Raw genomic sequence first — 17,643 nt, 5'->3', positions numbered from 1 at the left:
CGATTTACGCTCCACGCTTCCTTCCCACACTCGGTCACCCTCATGCAGTTGCGCTTCACTTCATTTGCCGTGATCAACTTATGGCGGGACTTCCACCCGCAGGAATGCGCCCATGCTGGGCGCACACAAAAAAAGGCGCCCGAAGGCGCCTTTTTCGATGCTGCGTAGCGGGTTACCCCGCCGTCACGCTTAGAAGCGGTGACGCAGACCAACCGTTGCTGCGGTTTGGTTGATCGACGAGCTCGGCAGGTTGTCGCTGAAGTTGCTGCCGTTGTAGATCGATGCGCCAATGCCGTTCTTCGCTGCACGCTGGTACACAGCTTGTGCGTAGACGTCCGTGCGCTTCGACAGTGCGTAGTCAGCTTGCAGGCCGAACTGGTTCCAGTGCGTGCTGCCGTTGTTGATCTTCGCGTTCGTGTACGTGTAAGCAGCGCCCAGGCCGAGAGCCGGCGTCAGGTTGTACTTTGCGTTGACTTCGTAGTTGTCGGTGCGCAGCGTGCCCAGACCAACTGCGTTGTTGTCGAGGCGAGCTTGCGTCCATGCAGCGCCGACTTGTGCCGGGCCGAATGCGTAACCAGCAGCAGCACCGTACGTGCGGACGCGGCCTTGGCTAGCGATGCCACCGATCGCCGACGACGTTGCGCCGTTTGCGTTCGTGCCGTCACCCAGGTTCGCTTGCGAGTATGCACCAGCCAGCTTCAGGCCTTGGAACTGGTATGCAACGCCTGCGCTGTATGCACGGTTGTTACCGAAGTTCGTGTTGTTCGAGAACGAGTACGTGCCGCCGAATTGCAGGCCAGCGTAGTTCGCGCTCGTGAACTTGATCGTGTTGTTCTGAGCGACATCACCGTTCGTGCTCAGACGGTCGAGGTTCAGCGGGTGCGCGAAGTACGTGCCGCCCCACGAGCCCGTTGCCGTCAGCGGCGCCAGGTAGTCTTGCGTTGCGTCATACTGCTTACCCAGCGTGACCGTGCCGTACTGGCTCGACAGGCCGACGAAAGCTTGGCGGTTGAACATGCCGTTGCTGTTCGCGAACTTGCCGTTACCGATGTTGAAGCCGCTTTCCAACGTGAAGATTGCCTTCAGGCCGCCACCCAGGTCTTCCGAGCCACGCAGGCCGAAACGGCTCTGGTCAATGCCCGAACCCATCGCCCAACGCGACTTGCCAGCTTGGCCGAGTGCCGGCTGGACGTTGCTCGTGTAGGTGATGCCTGCGTCCAGCACGCCGTACAGCGTGACGCTGCTTTGTGCGTGAGCGACGGTAGCAAACGATGCTGCAGCTGCTGCAACGATCAGAGTCTTGTTCATTCGTGGAGCTCCCTTCTAAAAAGAGGCAGGTCTCGCGACCTTGTTCATAAACGGTCTGCAACCGCCCGGGAGCGCCATCGATCCTGCTGGCCGCGCCCGGATAGTTGCCCGTTTGGGAACCGTGAGTTTAGGGGTGTACCCTAGGGGAGCGATCCGCAAATAAAGAAATAAGCTTTTCCAGAACTAGAAATAATGAAAGTGGGGCCGAGTTATAAGTATTTGTTTTGACGTTTGTTTTTGACTTCTTGACGGGTCCTTTTTGGAGGCTTTCATCGCACCATTCTTACATGTCATCGTCTTGACGGTTGCATAGAAACAACAAACGGATTCGGCGCGACACCCCGGAATAGGTAAATTTTACCCAGACGGATCTCGAATTTCAGGCTCCGGGCACCTAAAACGCATCCGTCAGCCAGTAAACAGTGCGCGACGCCTGTCAGCGGGTCACATCCGCCCGCCCGCCATCCTTACAGAAAGGCCGGCTTCCCCCTCGCCGACGGTTCGGCCGCCCACCGTGACACACGGTAACAGCCTTAACTGCTCGCGTAACCCGGCCGACGGACTGGCAGGCTAATGTAAGGCGGCCTCGAATACAGAACAGGACACGCCATGAATCGACGCTCGTTGTTGCGCGCCATCGGATTGACCGCTGCCTTCGTCAGCACCGGCGGCTGGCTCCGCGGCGCCTCGGCCCAGCCCGCGCCGCCCGCGTACCGGCCGTCCGGCCCGAATCGCGTACCCGGCGGCCCGCCCTATCCGGACCGCCCGGGCTTCGCACCGCCAGCCGCCCGGCACGACCGCCGACCGCCGCCGCCTCGGCCGCACGGCTATATATGGACGGACGGCTACTGGCGCTGGCAGCGGGGCCGCTATATATGGGTGTCCGGCCGCTGGGTCGCTCGGCGCCCCGGGCGTCGGTGGGTGCCCGGCTACTGGCGTCGCCAGGGGCAAGTGTGGACGTACGTCGACGGTACGTGGCGATAGGCAGCCATCCGGCGCCCGGCCAAGGGCAGGCCCCGGGGGCGGACGGCGCGGGCGAATTCGTGCCGTTCGGCCCCGGCAATCATGATGCCCGGCAGCCCCCCCGCGAATCCTGCCCCACCCCGCCCCGATGCCGGCGCGCAAACCGGGGGCGAGGCTTTCGATCACGCAACCTCGAATCGACGTGCTTGCCGATCGACGGCGCACCACCATCCCGCCTCGACCGGACCCTGCCGCACCCTTCGTACGCCATGCCGAGAAAGACCGCCGTCTCGGTCGCCCCGGACCTGCCCTTGTAAACGGAGCACCGCCAGCGCATTGCCGCATACGGGACGAATGGAATACACCGCCGCATCGGCGCCCTCGCTCGACCCACCGAAATCATTCGGATAACGAAATCATGCAATGGCGATGCACCGGCAACCATGCCACGCGTCGTCGCATCACACCCGATCCGCAGCACGACGCCCAGCGACAAGACGGCGCAAGCGCCCCGCTCAGCGCCCGCCGCCGTCCAGTTGCCGTGCACGGCGTCGCGCGACGCAGATCGCGCGATGATGTTCGTCGGCCCACCGGATCATCGCCTGCATCGGCGTCAGGAACGAACGCCCGAGGTCGGTCAGCGCATATTCGACACGCGGCGGCACTTCTGCGTACAGCGTGCGACTGACGAAGCCGTCCTGCTCGAGCCGCTTGAGCGTGCGCGACAGCATCTGGTTCGACACATCGCCGATCGTACGGCCGAGTTCGTTGAAACGCATCGTCCCGCCGGACAGCGTCTCGAGCACGAGCAGGCTCCATTGGTCGCCGATGCGGTCGAGCACATCGCGAATCGGGCATGGCTGATCGAGTTCGACGGATTCATCGGCGGGCGGGAACGACATGACTGGATTCTCTTTCAAGGGCAACGCATGGTCAGCGCGGTGTGACCTGTTCACATCGCGCTGACTTCTTGTGACGGGTTCGCGGCAACTGTACCATTCGATCGACCCGACAGCCGCGCGGAATCGCCAGTTCAACGAAGCATGACGACGGCGCGCGGCCTCGCCCGGTCCGGATCGTGACGCTTCGGACCGGGTAGTGAATCCCTCGCGGCGACAAGGCGCGTGCATCCGCAACCATGCGCCGCCGCCCGCTGATCGCCGCGGCAGGCTCGACCCGCCGTCGCGCATTGCGCACCCACCCATGCTGCGTCAGACAAGGAACCCGCTACATGTCATCGCTCCGCTCCCCCGTTCGCGCCGTTGCCGCACTCGTCCTGCTGGCCGCGTCGACGGCCGCGCTGGCCGGCGGTCCGGCCCCGCGCGACCTGGCCGCCGAGGAAGCCAACCGCCAGCTCGTGCTGACGTTCTACGACCGCTTCTTCAACAAGCACGAAGCCGTCGAAGCCGCCGCCGTGGTCGCGGACGACTACAAGCAGCACAACCCGCACGTACCGGACGGCAAGAAACCGTTCGTGTCGTACTTCGTCGGCGCGTTCCAGAAGAACCCGGCATCGCGCGCGCACATCGTGCGTAGCGCAACCGACGGCGACCTCGTCTACCTGCACGTGCATGCGACCGAGCGTCCGGGCGACCGCGGCGAAGCGGTCGTCGACATCTTCCGCGTGAAGGACGGCAAGATCGTCGAGCACTGGGACGTGATCCAGTCGGTACCCGAGAAGTCCGCGAACGCGAACACGATGTTCTGACGCGCGGGCCGGCACGTGGTGCGCCACGATGCGCACCGCCCGTCCAAGGACGATCGGCCGCCCGCCGGGCAAGCGCGCATGCCCGGCGGCGGCGAAGTCCCCTACAATCGAGCTTCGCCGCCGCGCCGGCCTCCGTCCCGCATGACTGCACCGCCTGCCGACGCGCCGCCGGTGCGCCGTCATACGCGAAGCACGGCCGGCACGGGCGGCCGTTCGCGAAGACGGTGTCAACGATGAGCCCCGCCCATATTTCCCTCGGCAATGCCGGCGACCTGGTCGCCAGCCTCGGCAGTCCGCAGTTTCCCGCCCGGCTCTGGGCGTGGCTGCGCGAAACCGTCGATCCGCAGTCCCACTACAGCGTCGCGACGCGCTACCGTCGCGATGCGCCGTCGCAGTCGGTCGACAGTGTCGACGTGCTGTTCTTCGCGGGCGGTGACGATCCCGACGGCACACGCCACGCGCTCGATCTGTATACGCAAGGCGACTGGCGCACCGACACGCTGCTCCCGCATATCGAGCGCGCCACCGATTCGCAGCTCGTGTTCTCGTGCAACGAGGACATCGATACGGCAACCGAATACGGCCGCCATTTCGCGCTCGGCGAACTGGGCGAAGACTGCACGCTGCTCGGCAGCGAGCGCGACTATGTCTATGCGTTCTCGCTGTTCCGCCGGCGCGGCCAGCCGTCCTATACGCTGGCCGAGCTGGCGCTGCTGCGGCAGCTCGGCGATTTCGTGCTGCCGCTCCTGATCCAGCATGCACGGCTCGCCCGCCTGACGCCGCGCTCGGACGACGGCGCGCTGCTGCAGCGGTTCGAACAGCGCCTGTCGGCCTGCGGCGCGGCGCTGTCGCAGCGCGAACGGCTCGTATGCCGCGCGGTGCTGCAAGGCCAGCCCGTCCCGCAGATCGCCGATACCCTCGCACTCAAGCCCAGCAGCGTGCGCACCTATCTCGGGCGCGCGCTCGCGAAGCTCGGCGTGGCGAACCGGGCCGGACTGTTCGCGTGGTGCGTGACCGAAGAAGAACCGCCGGGGGGCCGCGTTCAATAGATGGCACCTCTGCATCGCTGCACGCCCACTCGCCCCCGCCTTCTTTGTCGCGTCTTGTCCTCAAAACGATGACAGACAGCCGGCCGCCCCGCTCCTAGTATCTGACTCACCCGACGACCGGAACGCGTCGGATACCACGGAGACACGGCATGCCGAATACCGGATGGACGCCGGCCTGCACGGCCGCGCGCGCGTCGCCCATCGATTCGCCGATCCGGACCTGGCGGCGCGATCGGCGTGACGCTCCGGCGGCGGCCGGCCTTCACCACGACGCATCGCCGCGCCTGCCGCGCAGCACCGGCACCTAGCCGACCCGCATCTCATTCCAACCCGACCGGGTTCACGCGACCGGACGAGCCACACGGCCCGCCCGCCGGACACGTGCGCCCGTCGAACCTTCCCCCATCCGGAGGAGACACATGCAACACGCCGATACCGTCTATCTGAACGGCCTGCTTTACACGGGCGACGCGCAGCGCCGCTTCGCTCAGGCGCTCGCCACTCAGGACGGCAAGATCGTCGCCGTCGGCCGCGACGACGATATCCGCCCGCTGGCCGGCCCCGCGACGCGCATCGTCGACCTGGCCGGCAGGCTGATGCTGCCGGGCCTCATCGACGGCCACGTGCACCCGCTCGAAGGCCACCAGATCCTCGGTGACTTCGACCTGTCCGGCATCAACGATCCCGACACGATCCTGCAGCGCATCCGCGCATGCGCCGATGCGACGCCGAACGAACCGTGGGTCTATCTCGGCGGCGCCAACCTGGCCGCATTCGGCGCGTATCCGACCCGCGAGCTGCTCGACCGGATCGTGCCCGACCGGCCGCTGCTCGTGGTCGGCTTCGACGTGCACAGCGGCTGCCTCAACACGAAGGGCCTCGAAGCGGCCGGCATCCACGCCGATACGCCCGACCCGGCCGGCGGCGTGTACGAGCGCGATGCGTCCGGCACGCCGAATGGCGTCGTGCACGAAGCCGCGTTCTACCGCGTGTGCCCGATCATTCCGCAACTGAGCCCGGCCGGCTACCCGAAGTCGCTCGCGAAAGCGCACGCGATGGCGCACGGCTACGGCATCACCGGCTGGTTCGACGCACGCGTCGAGGAGGCCGAACTCAAGGCTTACGCCGACGCGCAGCGCGCGGGCACGCTGAAGGTGTACATGAGCGCGGGCCTCTATGCGAACCCGCGCCGCGATCCGCGCGAGCAGATCGAGCGCTTCGCCAGATGGCGTCGCGAATACGAATGCGACAACCTGCGCCTGCATACGGTGAAGATCTTCGTCGACGGCGTGCCCGAATCGAAGACCGCCGCGCTCCTCGAGCCGTACGCCGGCACCGACGACTGCGGCCTCGCGCTGTGGAGACAGGATGCGCTGAACGAGATCTGCCTGCTCGCCGATACGGCCGGTTTCGACCTGCACTTCCACACGCTCGCCGACCGCGCGGTGCGCATGGCGCTCGACGCGCTCGAATACGTCCAGATCCGCAACGGCATGCGCGACCGGCGCGCGCAGCTCGCGCACCTGCAGCTCGTCGATCCGGCCGACATGAGCCGCCTCAACCGGCTCGGCGCGATCGCCAGCGTGCAGACGCTGTGGACGGCCGCGCGCGAGGAGCAGCAGCAGCTCTATCGCGACCTGCTCGGCGCGGAACGCACCGCGCGCAACTATCCGTTCCGCAGCCTGCGCAACGCGGGCGTGATGCTCGCGGCGGGCTCCGACTGGTCGGTCAGCACGATGGACCCGATGCAGATCATCCAGACGGGCGTCACGCACCTGCTGATCGACCAGCCCGACAGCCCGCCGTGGAATCCGCACGAACGCCTCGACCTGCTCACGATGCTCGAGGCCTATACGGTGAACACCGCGTATGCGCTGCGCTTCGACGACTGCACCGGTTCGCTCGAAGCGGGCAAGGACGCGAGCTTCGCGATCCTCGACCGCAATCCGTTCGAGCACCCGGTCGAGACGTTCGCACAAACCCGTGTGATCGAGACGTGCTTCCGCGGCGAAGTCGTATACGCCGCGCCGGGCTGGGCCGACTGAAGCACGCCTCCGGCGGCCGTCAGGCGACGGCCAGCGCCAGCACCTGCCCGGTCGTCAGCACGTCGCCGAACGTGTCCGACAGCGCGGCCAGCGTCGCGCGATGGAGGTCGCGGTGCGATACCGTGCCGCCATCCGCGAGGTCGAGGTCGCGCGTCGCGCATGCGTCGTCGACGACGATCACCGCGTAGCCGAGCGGCACCGCGTCGCGTGCCGCGCCGGCGACGCATGCATGCGTCATCAGCCCCGTGACGATCAGCGTGTCGACACCGGCCGCCTTCAGGCGCGCATCGATGTCCGTCGTCGGGAACACGCTCACCGACGTCTTCTTCACCACCGTATGATGCGCCGCCGGCTGCAGGTCCGCGTGAAAGCGGAAGCCGTCGCTGCCGTCGGCGAAGATCGGGCCGTCGGCCGCATCGACGTGCTGGACGTGAAACACCGGAATGCCCGCGCGGTCGGCGAACGCGATCACGCGCTGCGCGTTGCCCAGCGCGCGCGGCCCGTCCGGAATCGGCAGGCGGCCGCTGAAGTATTCATTCTGGAAATCGATCACCAGCAGCGCGGTGTGGGCGGCGGCGATCGATGTCGGCGCGGTCGCGCCGGCCAGGGTACGGATGGTCGGATGTTGCATGGGTCGCTCTCTCGGTTGGCATATCGAAGGAACGGCGCGCAGGGCCAGCCGGCGCCGCCGGACGCGGCCCGGGTACTCCCGGGACACGAGGCGCCAGTGTCGGGCCGCGCGGCCTGGCGCGACAGCGGTGCGCGGGACAACGTCCGACAGGATCGGGCCAACGTGCAAACCGTCTACGACAGCGCGGCTGTTCGCGCGCCCGGCTGCGTGCGGCCATACGCGACCATCATCGCGAAGCTGAGCAGGAAGCCCGCGCCACCGATCAGCAGCAGGCCGATCTCGCCGAACACGGGCAGCAGGTTCGTGAGCGCGCCCGTCACGACCCACGCAACGGCCATCACCGAGCCCGCGACGCCGAGCGCCCAGCCTTGCCGGTCCTCGCTGACCGCGTCGGAGAATGCCGTATACATCGTCGTGTACGCGACCATGTCGAAGCAGCCGACGACCATCGCGAGCGCCCACAGCACCGGCTCGTGCGGGAACAGCGCGGACAGGACCTGGCCGACGCCCGCGACGAGCAGGCCCGTCTTCGCGATGTCGACCACGCGCCACACACGCAGCATCCGCCGCACGACGAACAGCAAGCCGAACACGAAGCAGAGCCCGATCACGCCGCTGAACAGTCCGAGCCGCGCGCTCGTGTAGCCGAATCTCGCCTGCAGCAGCAGCATGATGGTCTGCAGGTAGAGCCCGTAGCCGACCTGCATCAGGAAGAACACCACCGACAGGAACGCGACGTTGCGCTGGCGCGCGGCCTCCCCGATGATCCGCAGCGGCAGCAGCGGATCGATGCGCGTGTCGCCGCGCGGCGCGGCCGAATCGCGATATGACGCCCAGGTCCAGAACGCGCAGGCCAGCGACAGCGCGGCGACCAGCACGAACGGCGTGCCGTAGTCGAACAGCGGCGAAATCGTGCGATCGGACGTCACGCCACCGAGCACGGGGCCGATGATCACCCCCGCGCTGAATGCGAGCGACATGATGCTCATGTTGTACGCCTTGTTCTCCGGCGTGCTCAGGTCGGTGATCGCCGCCTGCGCGATGCCCTGGCAGCCGGCCAGCAGCCCGGTGAGCCCGCGGCCGGCCAGCAGCAGCGCGACGCTCGCGTGCCACGCGCCGACCGCCATCATCGCGTAGCCGGCCGCGAGGCCGAGCACGCACAACAGCAGGATCCGGCGGCGGCCGTAGCGATCGGACAGGTCGCCCATCAGCGACGAGCCGAAGAACATGCACAACGGGTAGATCCCGTAGCCGAGACCGAGGTAGAAATTGCGCGCATGCGCGCCGGCGTCGGCCGGCAGGATGCCCGCGTGCGGATCGCTGAAGATCGCGGACATCATCGGATAGACGAGCCCGAAGCCCATCGCGTCGATCGCGATGGCGAGCAGGCAGGGGCCAAGCAACGTGTAGTCGAGCCGGGACATGGCGACCTTCCGGACAGAGTGGATGATCGCCCAAGCGTAACGATGGGGCGGCCGCCGCGGTAGGCCGCCGCCCGCGATGCTAAGCATCGGCAGGACCGCCACCCTGCCTGCCGCCCGCGCCGATGGCTCGCCGGCGCGGGCGCCGGGACACGACCGTTACTTCGCGCTCAACGGCTGGCCCTGAAACTGCCGGCGCGCGAGCACGCATGGCGCGCCGTCGTGCATGAACACGCTCGCGAGCAGCCCGAACGACGCCGCGAACAACACGTACCACGCGGGTGCGACAGGCGACCCGCTCGCATGCGTCAGCCACGTGACGATGAACGGCGCGAAGCCGCCGAACACCATCACCGCGACGTTGTACGCGAGCGCGATGCCAGTGGAGCGCGAACGCGTCGCGAACTGCTCGGCGAGCGTGGTCGGCGCGGGCCCGTAGCAGATGCCGATGATCGTGCAGATCACGAGTTGCATCACGAGCAGGCGCCCGATGCCCGGCGCGGCCGCCAGCCACGTAAACAGCGGATACGTGACCGTCAGCAGCGCCAGCGAACCGGCGATCAGCACGGGCCGCCGGCCGATGCGGTCGGACACGAGCGCCGCAACCGGGATCGTCACCGTCAGCAGCGCAACCGCCGCCATCTGCACCTTGAACACCTGGTCGAGCGGCAGCCCGAAGGTCTTGTGCACGAACGTCGGCATGTTGACGAGCATCACGTAGAACACGGCCGTGCCGGTGATCGTCTGCCCCATCGACACCAGCACGCCGCGCAGGTTGTCGCGCAGCACGCCCGACACGCTCGCCGGCGGCTCGACGGTCGACTTGCTCGCGGCGACGAACGCCTCGGTCTCCTCCATGTGCCGGCGGATCCACAGGCCGACCGGCCCGATCAGCAGCCCGAGCGCGAACGGCACGCGCCAGCCCCAGCTATGCAGCGCCGCGTCCGACAGCGACTGCGTGGCCCACGCGCCCATCGCTGCACCGGAGAACACCGCGAGACACTGGCCGATCAGTTGCCATGATCCGTATAGCCCGCGCCGGTTTTCCGGCGCGCTTTCCACGAGGAACGCGGTCGCGCTCGCGTATTCGCCGCCCGTCGCGAACCCCTGCAGCAGCCGCGCGACGACGATCAGGACGGGCGCCGCCGGGCCGATCACGGCGTACGACGGCGCGAACGTGATCAGCGCGATCGACAGCGTCATCAGGAAGATGATGAGCTGCATCGCGGCCTTGCGGCCCTTGCGGTCCGCATAGAGCCCGAGCAGGATGCCGCCCACCGGGCGCATGAAGAAGCCGACGCCGAAGGTCGCAAGCGACATCAGCAGCGACGCGTACTGGCTCTCGGCGGGAAAGAACAGCCGCGCGATGATGCCGGAGAAGAAACCGTAAACGATGAAGTCGTACCACTCGAGGGTGTTGCCGACGACAGCGGCCACCGCCTGCCGATGCCGCGAGTTCCGACGTGAGTCGCGCATGCTTGTCTCCTGCAGTCTCATGGCGCCGCGCCGCATGCGTGCCGCGTTGCGTGGCACGCATGGGCGAACCGGCTGTTCGTATCGCCGGCCGGCAACGCGCGGGCGCGGGCACGGGCCCGCACCATCGGAACCTCACGGCCTGCCCGTACGACCAGCGTGAAACGATCATAGGGACGCCGAAAACCCGCATCAATTAATACCCGCGGCAGATGATTAGCCGGAGATTAAATGTCGCCCCGCCGGGCGCCGCCACGCGGAAACCCCGGAAATCCGCGCATTGTTGCTGCCCCGGTTCTGCGGCAGAATCGTCGGCCGCCCTTCCCGCCGCCCGCACCATGCGCAACCGCATCAACGAAGAGATCACGTTCCGCAAGCTCGAGGTGCTGCTCGCCTTCATGGAAGCGGGCAGCCTCGCGAAAGCCGCCGAGGCGCTGGGCGTCAGCACGGTCAGCGTGCACCGCGCGCTGCACACGCTCGAGGAAGGGATGCACTGCGCGCTGTTTCGCCACGAGGGGCGGAACCTGATTCCGACCGACGCCGCGCAGGTGCTCGCCGAAGTCGCGGGCGAAGTGCTCAAGACGATGACGGACGGGATCCGCTCGACGCGCGAGGCGGCCGGCTACGGCGCCGGCCAACTGAAGATCGGTTCGCTCTACTCGCTGACAATCCGCACCGTGCCCGAAGTGGTGATCGCGCTGAAGGAGCGCCGCCCCGAGCTGCAGGCCGAACTCGTGCTCGGCTCGAACGCCGACCTGCTCGACAAGCTCAGGCAAGGCGCGATCGACGCGACGCTGATGGCGCTGCCCGAACCGGATGCCGAGATCGAATCGATCGCGCTGTTCGAGGACGAGATGTTCTTCGCCGCGCCGATCGACTCGCCGTACGCGCGGCACGATGCCATCGACCTGTGCGCGTGCGGCGACGCGCCGTTCGTGTCGCTCGGCGAAGGCTTCGCGACGCATCATGGCTTCACGGAAGCGTTTCGTTCGGCCGGCGTCACGCCGAACGTCGTGATGCGGGTGGGCGACATCTTCTCGCTGATCAACCTCGTGTCGGGCGGCGTCGGCTGCTCGCTGCTGCCCGGCCGCGTGCACGACCTGTTCGCGCACAAGATCGCGCTCGTGCCGCTCGCCGGGCCGACGATCCGCCAGACGATCGGCTTGAGCTTCCTGCACCGGCGCGAACGCGACCCGAACCTGCTTGCGCTGGCAACCGTGTGCCGGCTGACGGTCAAGGGGCCGAACGCGCGGTAACGCGCTGATCGCCCGGCCGGAAGCGCGCCTTCTCCGATCCGCTTCGCATTCCTGCATCGTCGCGCCTGGCGCACCCACCCGCCCACCACGCCACGACGAAGCGCCCCGGCTCATCCGTTTGGACGGCACGCCGCGCGCGCTTTGTTGCGATCATGGCCGTCATTCATCGCGCGGCACGCCCACGTGTGCCCGCCACGGAGACGCCATGAACGATCCTATGCTCGGCCCCATCGACCAGATCGGCTACGTGGTCGCGGATCTCGACCGCAGCATCGCACGCTGGCGCAAACGCCACGACGTGGGCCCGTGGACCGTATTCCGCCACGTGCGCCTCGACGGCTTCCATCTCGGCGAACCCGTGACGGTCACGATGGACGTCGGGCTCGCGTATCGCGGCGATCTGCAGATCGAACTGATTCACGTGACGAACGAGGCGCGCTCGCCGTACCGCGATGCGCACGGCCAGCCGCTCGTCGGGCTGCATCACGTCGCGTGGGTCGTCGACGATCTCGATGCCGCGCTCGCGCAGCTCACGGGCCGCGGCCTGCGTGTCGTGTTCGACGCGCGCAACGCGGCCACGCGTGTCGCCTATCTCGACGACGCCGACGATCCCGGCGTGCGCGTCGAAGTGATCGAAGGCGCCGGCATGCGCGACATGATCGCGCGCGGCATCGCCGAGGCCCGTGCATGGAACGGCGCCGATCCGGTTCGCATCATTGACGCGGCGGCCGCCTCCGCGTGAGCGGCCCCGCGCGCCCCTCTCACTCACAGGAGCAAACAGATTGAAACGACTCGAAGGCAAGGTGGCGCTGATCACGGGCGGTGCCCGCGGCCAGGGCGAAGCGGAAGCGCGCAGATTCGTCGCCGAAGGCGCACGCGTGGTGATCGCCGACGTGCTGGACGAAGCCGGCCAGCGCGTCGCGGCCGAACTCGGCGACGCCGCACGTTTCCAGCATCTCGACGTGACCCGCGAAGCCGACTGGCAGGCTGCCGTCGATGCGACGCTCGCGCAGTTCGGCCGCCTCGACATCCTCGTGAACAACGCGGCGATCCTGAAGCTCGTGCCGATCGAAGCGTGCTCGCTCGACGACTATCGCAAGGTGATCGACGTGAACCAGGTCGGCTGCTGGCTCGGCATGAAGTCGGCGTTGGGCGCGCTGAAGGCGGCGGGCGGTGGCTCGATCGTCAACGTGTCGTCGACGGCCGGGATGGAGGGCGTCGCGGGCGGCAGCGCATACGTATCGAGCAAGTTCGCGGTGCGCGGAATGACGAAGGCCGCCGCGCTCGAATTCGGCCGCTACGGCATTCGCGTGAACTCGGTGCATCCGGGCGGCATCGATACGGTGATGGCACGTCCGCCCGAGTTCGCGGATTTCGATCCGTCGTCGATCTACAGCGGCTTGCCGATCGCGCGCATCGGCAAGCCCGATGAGGTGGCCAATCTCGTGCTGTTCCTCGCGTCCGACGAATCCGCGTATTGCACCGGGTCGGAATACATCGTCGACGGCGGGATGCTCGCCGGCAGTTCGTTCCACTGAACCGTATCCGGGTCGACGCGCGCCCACCAACCTGGTGGGCGTCTTCGTTTGCACTTTCGAGGCGCTGCGTGGAGCGTACAGCCGCCCCGCTGGCACCCACCCGCCCGAAAACGACGATGCCGCCGACAGCTCTCCCGCGCGGCGGCATCGTCATTTGCGAAGCGACACACCACGCGCCGCTCTTATCCCTTCGGCTGGATCGCCGGTACGCCATTGCCGCGCGCCGCCTGCCCGCCGCCACGCACGAAGCGTCGCCCGTGCGGACCGTACACGCCATCCGGTTCCGGATACAACGTCAGCAGCACGAAATACAGCACGCCGCCCACCACCAGCGACACCGGCACGCTGAGATCGAGCCCGCCCGCGAGGTTGCCGAGCGGCCCGACGAACTGCCCCGGCAGGTTCACGAACGACAGCCCGACGAACGCGGCCGGCAGCCACGCGCCCATCGCGCGCACGTTCCAGCCGTGCGTGAACCAGTAGTGGCCGCCGCGCAGCCCGCGGTTGAACACCTGCAGGTCGTCCGCGAGATAGTAGCCGCGCCGCGTCACGTAGCCGATCACCATGATCGCCATCCACGGGCAGCTGAACGTATCGATCAGCGTCGAGAACGTCGCGACGCTTTCGACGAGGTTGAACCAGAAGCGACCGACGAAGATGAACGCGATCGCGATCGTGCCGATCAGCAGCGTCGCACGCACGCGGTTCAGCAGGCGCGGGAACATGCTCGACACGTCGAGGCCGGTGCCATACAGCGCGGTCGTGCCGGTCGACATCCCGCCGATGATCGCGATCAGGCACATCGGCAACAGGAACCAGCGCGGCGAGATCGCGAGCAGCCCGCCGACGTAGTCGTTCGACGCGATGAACGCGGGCGCCTTCGTCGCGATGATCGTCGCGGTCGCGAGGCCGAAGAAGAATGGTACGAAGGTCGCGATCTGCGCGGCGAACACGGCGCCCATCACGCGATGCTTCGGTGTGTTCTGCGGGATGTAGCGCGCCCAGTCGCCGAGCGTCGACGCAAACGATACCGGGTTGCTCAGCGCCACCAGCACCGCGCCGACGAACGCGGCCCGGAAGCCCGCGCTGCCCTGCTGCACCGTGCCGGCATAGCTCATGTCGAACAGGCCGGCGAACGCGAACAGGCCCGCGGCGAACAGCACGCTCGCGGCCCACACGGCGATCTTGTTGACCCACAGCATGAAGCGGAAGCCGTAGATGCAGACGATCAGCACGAGCACCGCGAACACCATGTACGCCGCGCCAAGCGTGAAGCCGTTGACCGGCACGCCGACCATGTCGTGCGCGCCACCGACGAGCGCATCGCCCGAGCTCCACACCGCGAGCGAGAAGAACGCGATCGACGTGAGCAGCGCGAGGAACGAGCCGACGATCCGGCCGTGGATGCCGAAATGCGCGCCCGACGACACCGGGTCGCTCGTCCCGTTGCACGGGCCGAACAGGCTCATCGGCGCGAGGATGCAGGTGCCGGCGAGCACGCCGAGCACGATCGCGCAGACACCCGCCTTGAACGACAGCCCGACCAGCACGGGAAAGCTGCCGAGCACCGATGTTGAAAACGTATTGCAGCCGCCGAACAGCAACCTGAACAGATCGATCGGCCGCGCATAGCGCGATGCATCGGGAATGCGCTCGAAACCGAACGACTCGACCTGCGTAATCCTACCTTCACTCATTTGTCTCCACTCCTCTGGTGCGTCTGTACCGCCCGGTGCTGCGGCGATACGACACATCGTCATCGATTCGCGGCCACTCTAAACCGGATCGCGCGGCGCAAATATCACGCATTCGAGACGTTTACGACGAAGGAGAACAATGTTTCCCGGCAGGCCAGCGGCCGGCGCCCGCGCCATCCTTACGGCGCGGGCGATGCGAGGTCAGTGCGCGCCCTCCGCCGCCGGCGCGCGGCATGCGATCAGGCCCCGCTGAACGGCTTGCCGCGCCTCGATGCCGGCGAGCCAGCTCTCGACGTGCGGGTAATCGGCCAGATCGAGATCGAGTTCGGGCGCCGCGCGCAGCCACGGAAACGCGGCGATGTCGGCGATCGAGTAGCGCGGCGACGCGAGATACGCCGATTCCGCCAAGCGGCCGTTCACGACCCCATAGAGACGCCGCGCCTCGTTCCGGTAGCGCTCGAGCGCTTGCGCATTGACCGTCTTCGATGCATGCAGGAACCACCAGAGCTGGCCGAGCATCGGCCCGATTCCGCCGATCTGGAAGTGCAGCCATTGCTGGACGGCCGTGCGCTCGGCCAGCGTGTCGGGATGCAGAACGCCCGTCTTCGCGGCGAGATAGCTCAGGATCGCGCCGGATTCGAACACGGTCAGCCCGGCGTCGTGGTCGACGATGGCCGGGATCTTGCCGTTCGGGTTGATCGCGAGAAACGCCGCGCTGCGCTGTTCGCCGGCGGAAAGATTCACGTGCACGCAGTCGTATGCGAGCCCGGCCTCTTCGAGGTAAATGGCGATCTTGTGCCCGTTCGGCGTGTTGGCCGTATAAAACGTGAGGGGATGCGTCGAGATCATGTCGGTCCTTGTCTTCCGGTTATCGTTGCAACTACAATCGTTGCAATTGCAATCCTATGCCGGAACCGATAACCCTGGTGACATGCCAGTACTCGAAGGAGGGACATGCAGACTGCGCGATCCGGTCCGCCCGTACGGACACCCGACACCCGCCGCGCCGCGGCGGCCTGCCTCGACAGGCTGATCACGCAGCGGCTCGCGCCGCGTGGCCGTTCGGTGTCGCCGCTCGGCGCGATGCGCGCGGCCGCCGATTGCCTCGAACGCGATGCGGCGACATCGGAACGTGTCTGGATCGTGCGCGCCGATGCGCGGGAGCCGTCTGCGGACGCGGACGCACATCGCCGCATCAGTGCATGGCCGCTACGGTTTCTCGATGCGCGCAAGCGGTTCGAGAAGCCGCTGCTGTACCTGCTGCATGCGCGCGCGACCGACCGGCTGCGGCTGGCGTCGGTCGAAACCATCGATCGCGGGATCTTCGTCAACGATGCCGAAACGGTCGCGTCGTCCTGGCCGAAAGGCGTGACGCCCGACGTCCCGCACTGGCTGGCCGCGAACCCCGCGTGCACGCCGTACGATCCGGCGTCGGGCCACGAGGCGATCGCGATCCTGCGCCACGCGCTGCGCACGCTCTATGTCGCCGGCCAGCCGGGATTCTGTTACCTGGCGAGCCACGGCGATCTCGTGCCCGATGCGAAACCGCTGTCGGCCAAAGCGGCCCGCGATGCGTTCAGCGGCATGGTGCGGGCCGGCCGTCGCGCGGCGGCCGGCGCGGCTGCGCAGATCCGGCTGTGCGGCGCGGGCAGCACGCTCGCGCAGGTGATGGAGGCGGCCGACCTGCTGCACGACGAATGGCGCATCGATTCGACGATCTGGAGCTGCCCGAGCTACACGCAGCTCGCCCGCGACGGTCATGCAGCCGACCGGTGGAACCTGCTGCATCCGCACGACGAACCGCAGATCGCGCATGTCCGCCGATGCTTCGGCGACAGCCGCACGCCGGTGCTCGCGGTGACGGGCTATGCGAGGCACGTCGCCGCGCAGATCGGCGCGTTCGTACCGGCCCGCTTCGCGGCGCTCGGCGCGGATCTGGCCGGCCCGGGCCCCGGCACGCGCGTGCCGAGTGCGCGCTGGATTGCCGCGGTCGCGCTTCGCCTGCTGGCCGACGACGGCCGCGTGCCGGCCGACTGGGCCGCGCAGGCGATGCGCCGCTATGCGAGCGACTGACGCGCGGGCTGGCCGCCGCTACTTCGCGTCGGCTCCCGCCTCACGCGCCGCGGCGGTCGCACGATCGAGCGCGGCGGCTATCGTCGCCTGCTCCTTGCCGCCGAACTGATCGAGGAAGAGTTCCGCGACCGTCGACTGGTACACCTTCCACATCTTCTTGCGCAGCGTCCGCCCCTTGTCGGTGATGCTCGCATAGGCGGCGCGGCCGTCGTCCGCCGAACGGGCACGCGTGACGAGCCCCTCCTGTTCGAGCCGGTCGACGAGCCGCGTGAGGTTGTAGCGCTCGATCGCGAGCACGTCGGCCAGCTCGTGCATACGGCGCGTGCCGTCGGGCCCGCTTTCGAGCCCCCACAACGCGTCGTACCACGCATAGGCCGGCAGGCCGGCCGCCGCGAGGCGGCGCTCGATCTCGCGAATCATCGTCCGGTGCGCGCGGACGAACGAGAACCACAGATCGGGTTCGGGTGCGCTCATGTCAGGT

General features: G+C 67.6%; 17 protein-coding genes. 9 read left to right on the top strand and 8 right to left on the bottom strand.

From position 1 onward, the window contains the following. Nucleotides 1–189: 189 nt before the first annotated feature. Nucleotides 190–1,308, bottom strand: a complete 1,119-nt coding sequence (locus CFB82_RS23295; protein ID WP_089427151.1) for a porin — start codon at nucleotides 1,306–1,308, stop codon at nucleotides 190–192. A 609-nt stretch (nucleotides 1,309–1,917) separates the two neighbouring features. On the opposite strand from CFB82_RS23295, the gene CFB82_RS23290 reads away from it, so the two are divergent. Beyond that, nucleotides 1,918–2,292, top strand: coding sequence for a YXWGXW repeat-containing protein (locus CFB82_RS23290; protein WP_089485455.1), 375 nt, complete (start codon nucleotides 1,918–1,920; stop codon nucleotides 2,290–2,292). 494 nt (nucleotides 2,293–2,786) lie between these two features. Here CFB82_RS23290 and CFB82_RS23285 read toward each other — a convergent pair whose 3' ends face one another. Further along, a complete protein-coding gene (locus CFB82_RS23285) occupies nucleotides 2,787–3,173 on the bottom strand; it encodes a winged helix-turn-helix transcriptional regulator (RefSeq protein WP_089485454.1) in 387 nt (128 codons plus the stop codon). A 329-nt stretch (nucleotides 3,174–3,502) separates the two neighbouring features. On the opposite strand from CFB82_RS23285, the gene CFB82_RS23280 reads away from it, so the two are divergent. From CFB82_RS23280 to CFB82_RS23270, 4 genes are all read left to right on the top strand, one after another. Beyond that, on the top strand, nucleotides 3,503–3,979 hold the full coding sequence (locus CFB82_RS23280) for a nuclear transport factor 2 family protein (RefSeq protein ID WP_089485453.1): 477 nt from the start codon (nucleotides 3,503–3,505) through the stop codon (nucleotides 3,977–3,979). A 233-nt stretch (nucleotides 3,980–4,212) separates the two neighbouring features. Continuing rightward, the gene (locus CFB82_RS23275) at nucleotides 4,213–5,028 is read left to right on the top strand and encodes a helix-turn-helix transcriptional regulator (protein ID WP_089485452.1); all 816 of its coding nucleotides are present in this window, start codon (nucleotides 4,213–4,215) and stop codon (nucleotides 5,026–5,028) included. Nucleotides 5,029–5,177: 149 nt separating this feature from the next. Beyond that, nucleotides 5,178–5,336: a hypothetical protein gene (locus CFB82_RS43355; protein ID WP_179255443.1), complete on the top strand. Its 159-nt coding sequence runs from the start codon at nucleotides 5,178–5,180 to the stop codon at nucleotides 5,334–5,336. Between the two features lie 111 nt (nucleotides 5,337–5,447). Further along, the gene (locus CFB82_RS23270; protein WP_089485451.1) at nucleotides 5,448–7,073 is read left to right on the top strand and encodes an amidohydrolase; all 1,626 of its coding nucleotides are present in this window, start codon (nucleotides 5,448–5,450) and stop codon (nucleotides 7,071–7,073) included. Between the two features lie 19 nt (nucleotides 7,074–7,092). On the opposite strand, the gene CFB82_RS23265 is transcribed toward CFB82_RS23270, so the two are convergent. From CFB82_RS23265 to CFB82_RS23255, 3 genes are all read right to left on the bottom strand, one after another. After that, the gene (locus CFB82_RS23265; protein ID WP_089485450.1) at nucleotides 7,093–7,704 is read right to left on the bottom strand and encodes a cysteine hydrolase family protein; all 612 of its coding nucleotides are present in this window, start codon (nucleotides 7,702–7,704) and stop codon (nucleotides 7,093–7,095) included. A 173-nt stretch (nucleotides 7,705–7,877) separates the two neighbouring features. Further along, nucleotides 7,878–9,128 (bottom strand): MFS transporter, encoded by a 1,251-nt coding sequence (locus CFB82_RS23260; RefSeq protein WP_089485449.1) that lies wholly within the window; start codon nucleotides 9,126–9,128, stop codon nucleotides 7,878–7,880. Between the two features lie 156 nt (nucleotides 9,129–9,284). After that, complete coding sequence (locus tag CFB82_RS23255; protein ID WP_089485448.1) at nucleotides 9,285–10,601, bottom strand: MFS transporter; 1,317 nt, start codon at nucleotides 10,599–10,601, stop codon at nucleotides 9,285–9,287. Between the two features lie 335 nt (nucleotides 10,602–10,936). Between CFB82_RS23255 and CFB82_RS23250 the strand changes: the two genes are divergently transcribed. The 3 genes from CFB82_RS23250 to CFB82_RS23240 all read left to right on the top strand — a co-directional run bounded on the left by CFB82_RS23250 (nucleotide 10,937) and on the right by CFB82_RS23240 (nucleotide 13,392). Continuing rightward, nucleotides 10,937–11,854 (top strand): LysR family transcriptional regulator, encoded by a 918-nt coding sequence (locus tag CFB82_RS23250; RefSeq protein ID WP_089485447.1) that lies wholly within the window; start codon nucleotides 10,937–10,939, stop codon nucleotides 11,852–11,854. Nucleotides 11,855–12,059: 205 nt separating this feature from the next. Continuing rightward, on the top strand, nucleotides 12,060–12,596 hold the full coding sequence (locus tag CFB82_RS23245; protein WP_089485446.1) for a VOC family protein: 537 nt from the start codon (nucleotides 12,060–12,062) through the stop codon (nucleotides 12,594–12,596). Nucleotides 12,597–12,636: 40 nt separating this feature from the next. Then, a complete protein-coding gene (locus CFB82_RS23240) occupies nucleotides 12,637–13,392 on the top strand; it encodes a glucose 1-dehydrogenase (RefSeq protein WP_089485445.1) in 756 nt (251 codons plus the stop codon). Between the two features lie 182 nt (nucleotides 13,393–13,574). Here CFB82_RS23240 and CFB82_RS23235 read toward each other — a convergent pair whose 3' ends face one another. Continuing rightward, on the bottom strand, nucleotides 13,575–15,089 hold the full coding sequence (locus CFB82_RS23235; RefSeq protein WP_089485444.1) for a purine-cytosine permease family protein: 1,515 nt from the start codon (nucleotides 15,087–15,089) through the stop codon (nucleotides 13,575–13,577). A 201-nt stretch (nucleotides 15,090–15,290) separates the two neighbouring features. Next, complete coding sequence (locus tag CFB82_RS23230) at nucleotides 15,291–15,938, bottom strand: glutathione S-transferase family protein (RefSeq protein WP_089485443.1); 648 nt, start codon at nucleotides 15,936–15,938, stop codon at nucleotides 15,291–15,293. A gap of 105 nt (nucleotides 15,939–16,043) precedes the next feature. Here CFB82_RS23230 and CFB82_RS23225 point away from each other — a divergent pair, with 105 nt between their 5' ends. Beyond that, nucleotides 16,044–17,162, top strand: a complete 1,119-nt coding sequence (locus tag CFB82_RS23225; protein WP_089485442.1) for a transketolase-like TK C-terminal-containing protein — start codon at nucleotides 16,044–16,046, stop codon at nucleotides 17,160–17,162. An 18-nt stretch (nucleotides 17,163–17,180) separates the two neighbouring features. Here CFB82_RS23225 and CFB82_RS23220 read toward each other — a convergent pair whose 3' ends face one another. Continuing rightward, on the bottom strand, nucleotides 17,181–17,636 hold the full coding sequence (locus CFB82_RS23220) for a MarR family winged helix-turn-helix transcriptional regulator (protein ID WP_069252022.1): 456 nt from the start codon (nucleotides 17,634–17,636) through the stop codon (nucleotides 17,181–17,183). Nucleotides 17,637–17,643: the final 7 nt, after the last annotated feature.

The sequence above is a fragment of the Burkholderia sp. HI2714 genome, assembly GCF_002223085.1.
Classification (GTDB): Bacteria; Pseudomonadota; Gammaproteobacteria; order Burkholderiales; family Burkholderiaceae; genus Burkholderia; species Burkholderia lata_D.
Note: the sequence above shows the minus strand (reverse complement) of the source record. Positions and strands in the feature narration are given on the sequence as shown.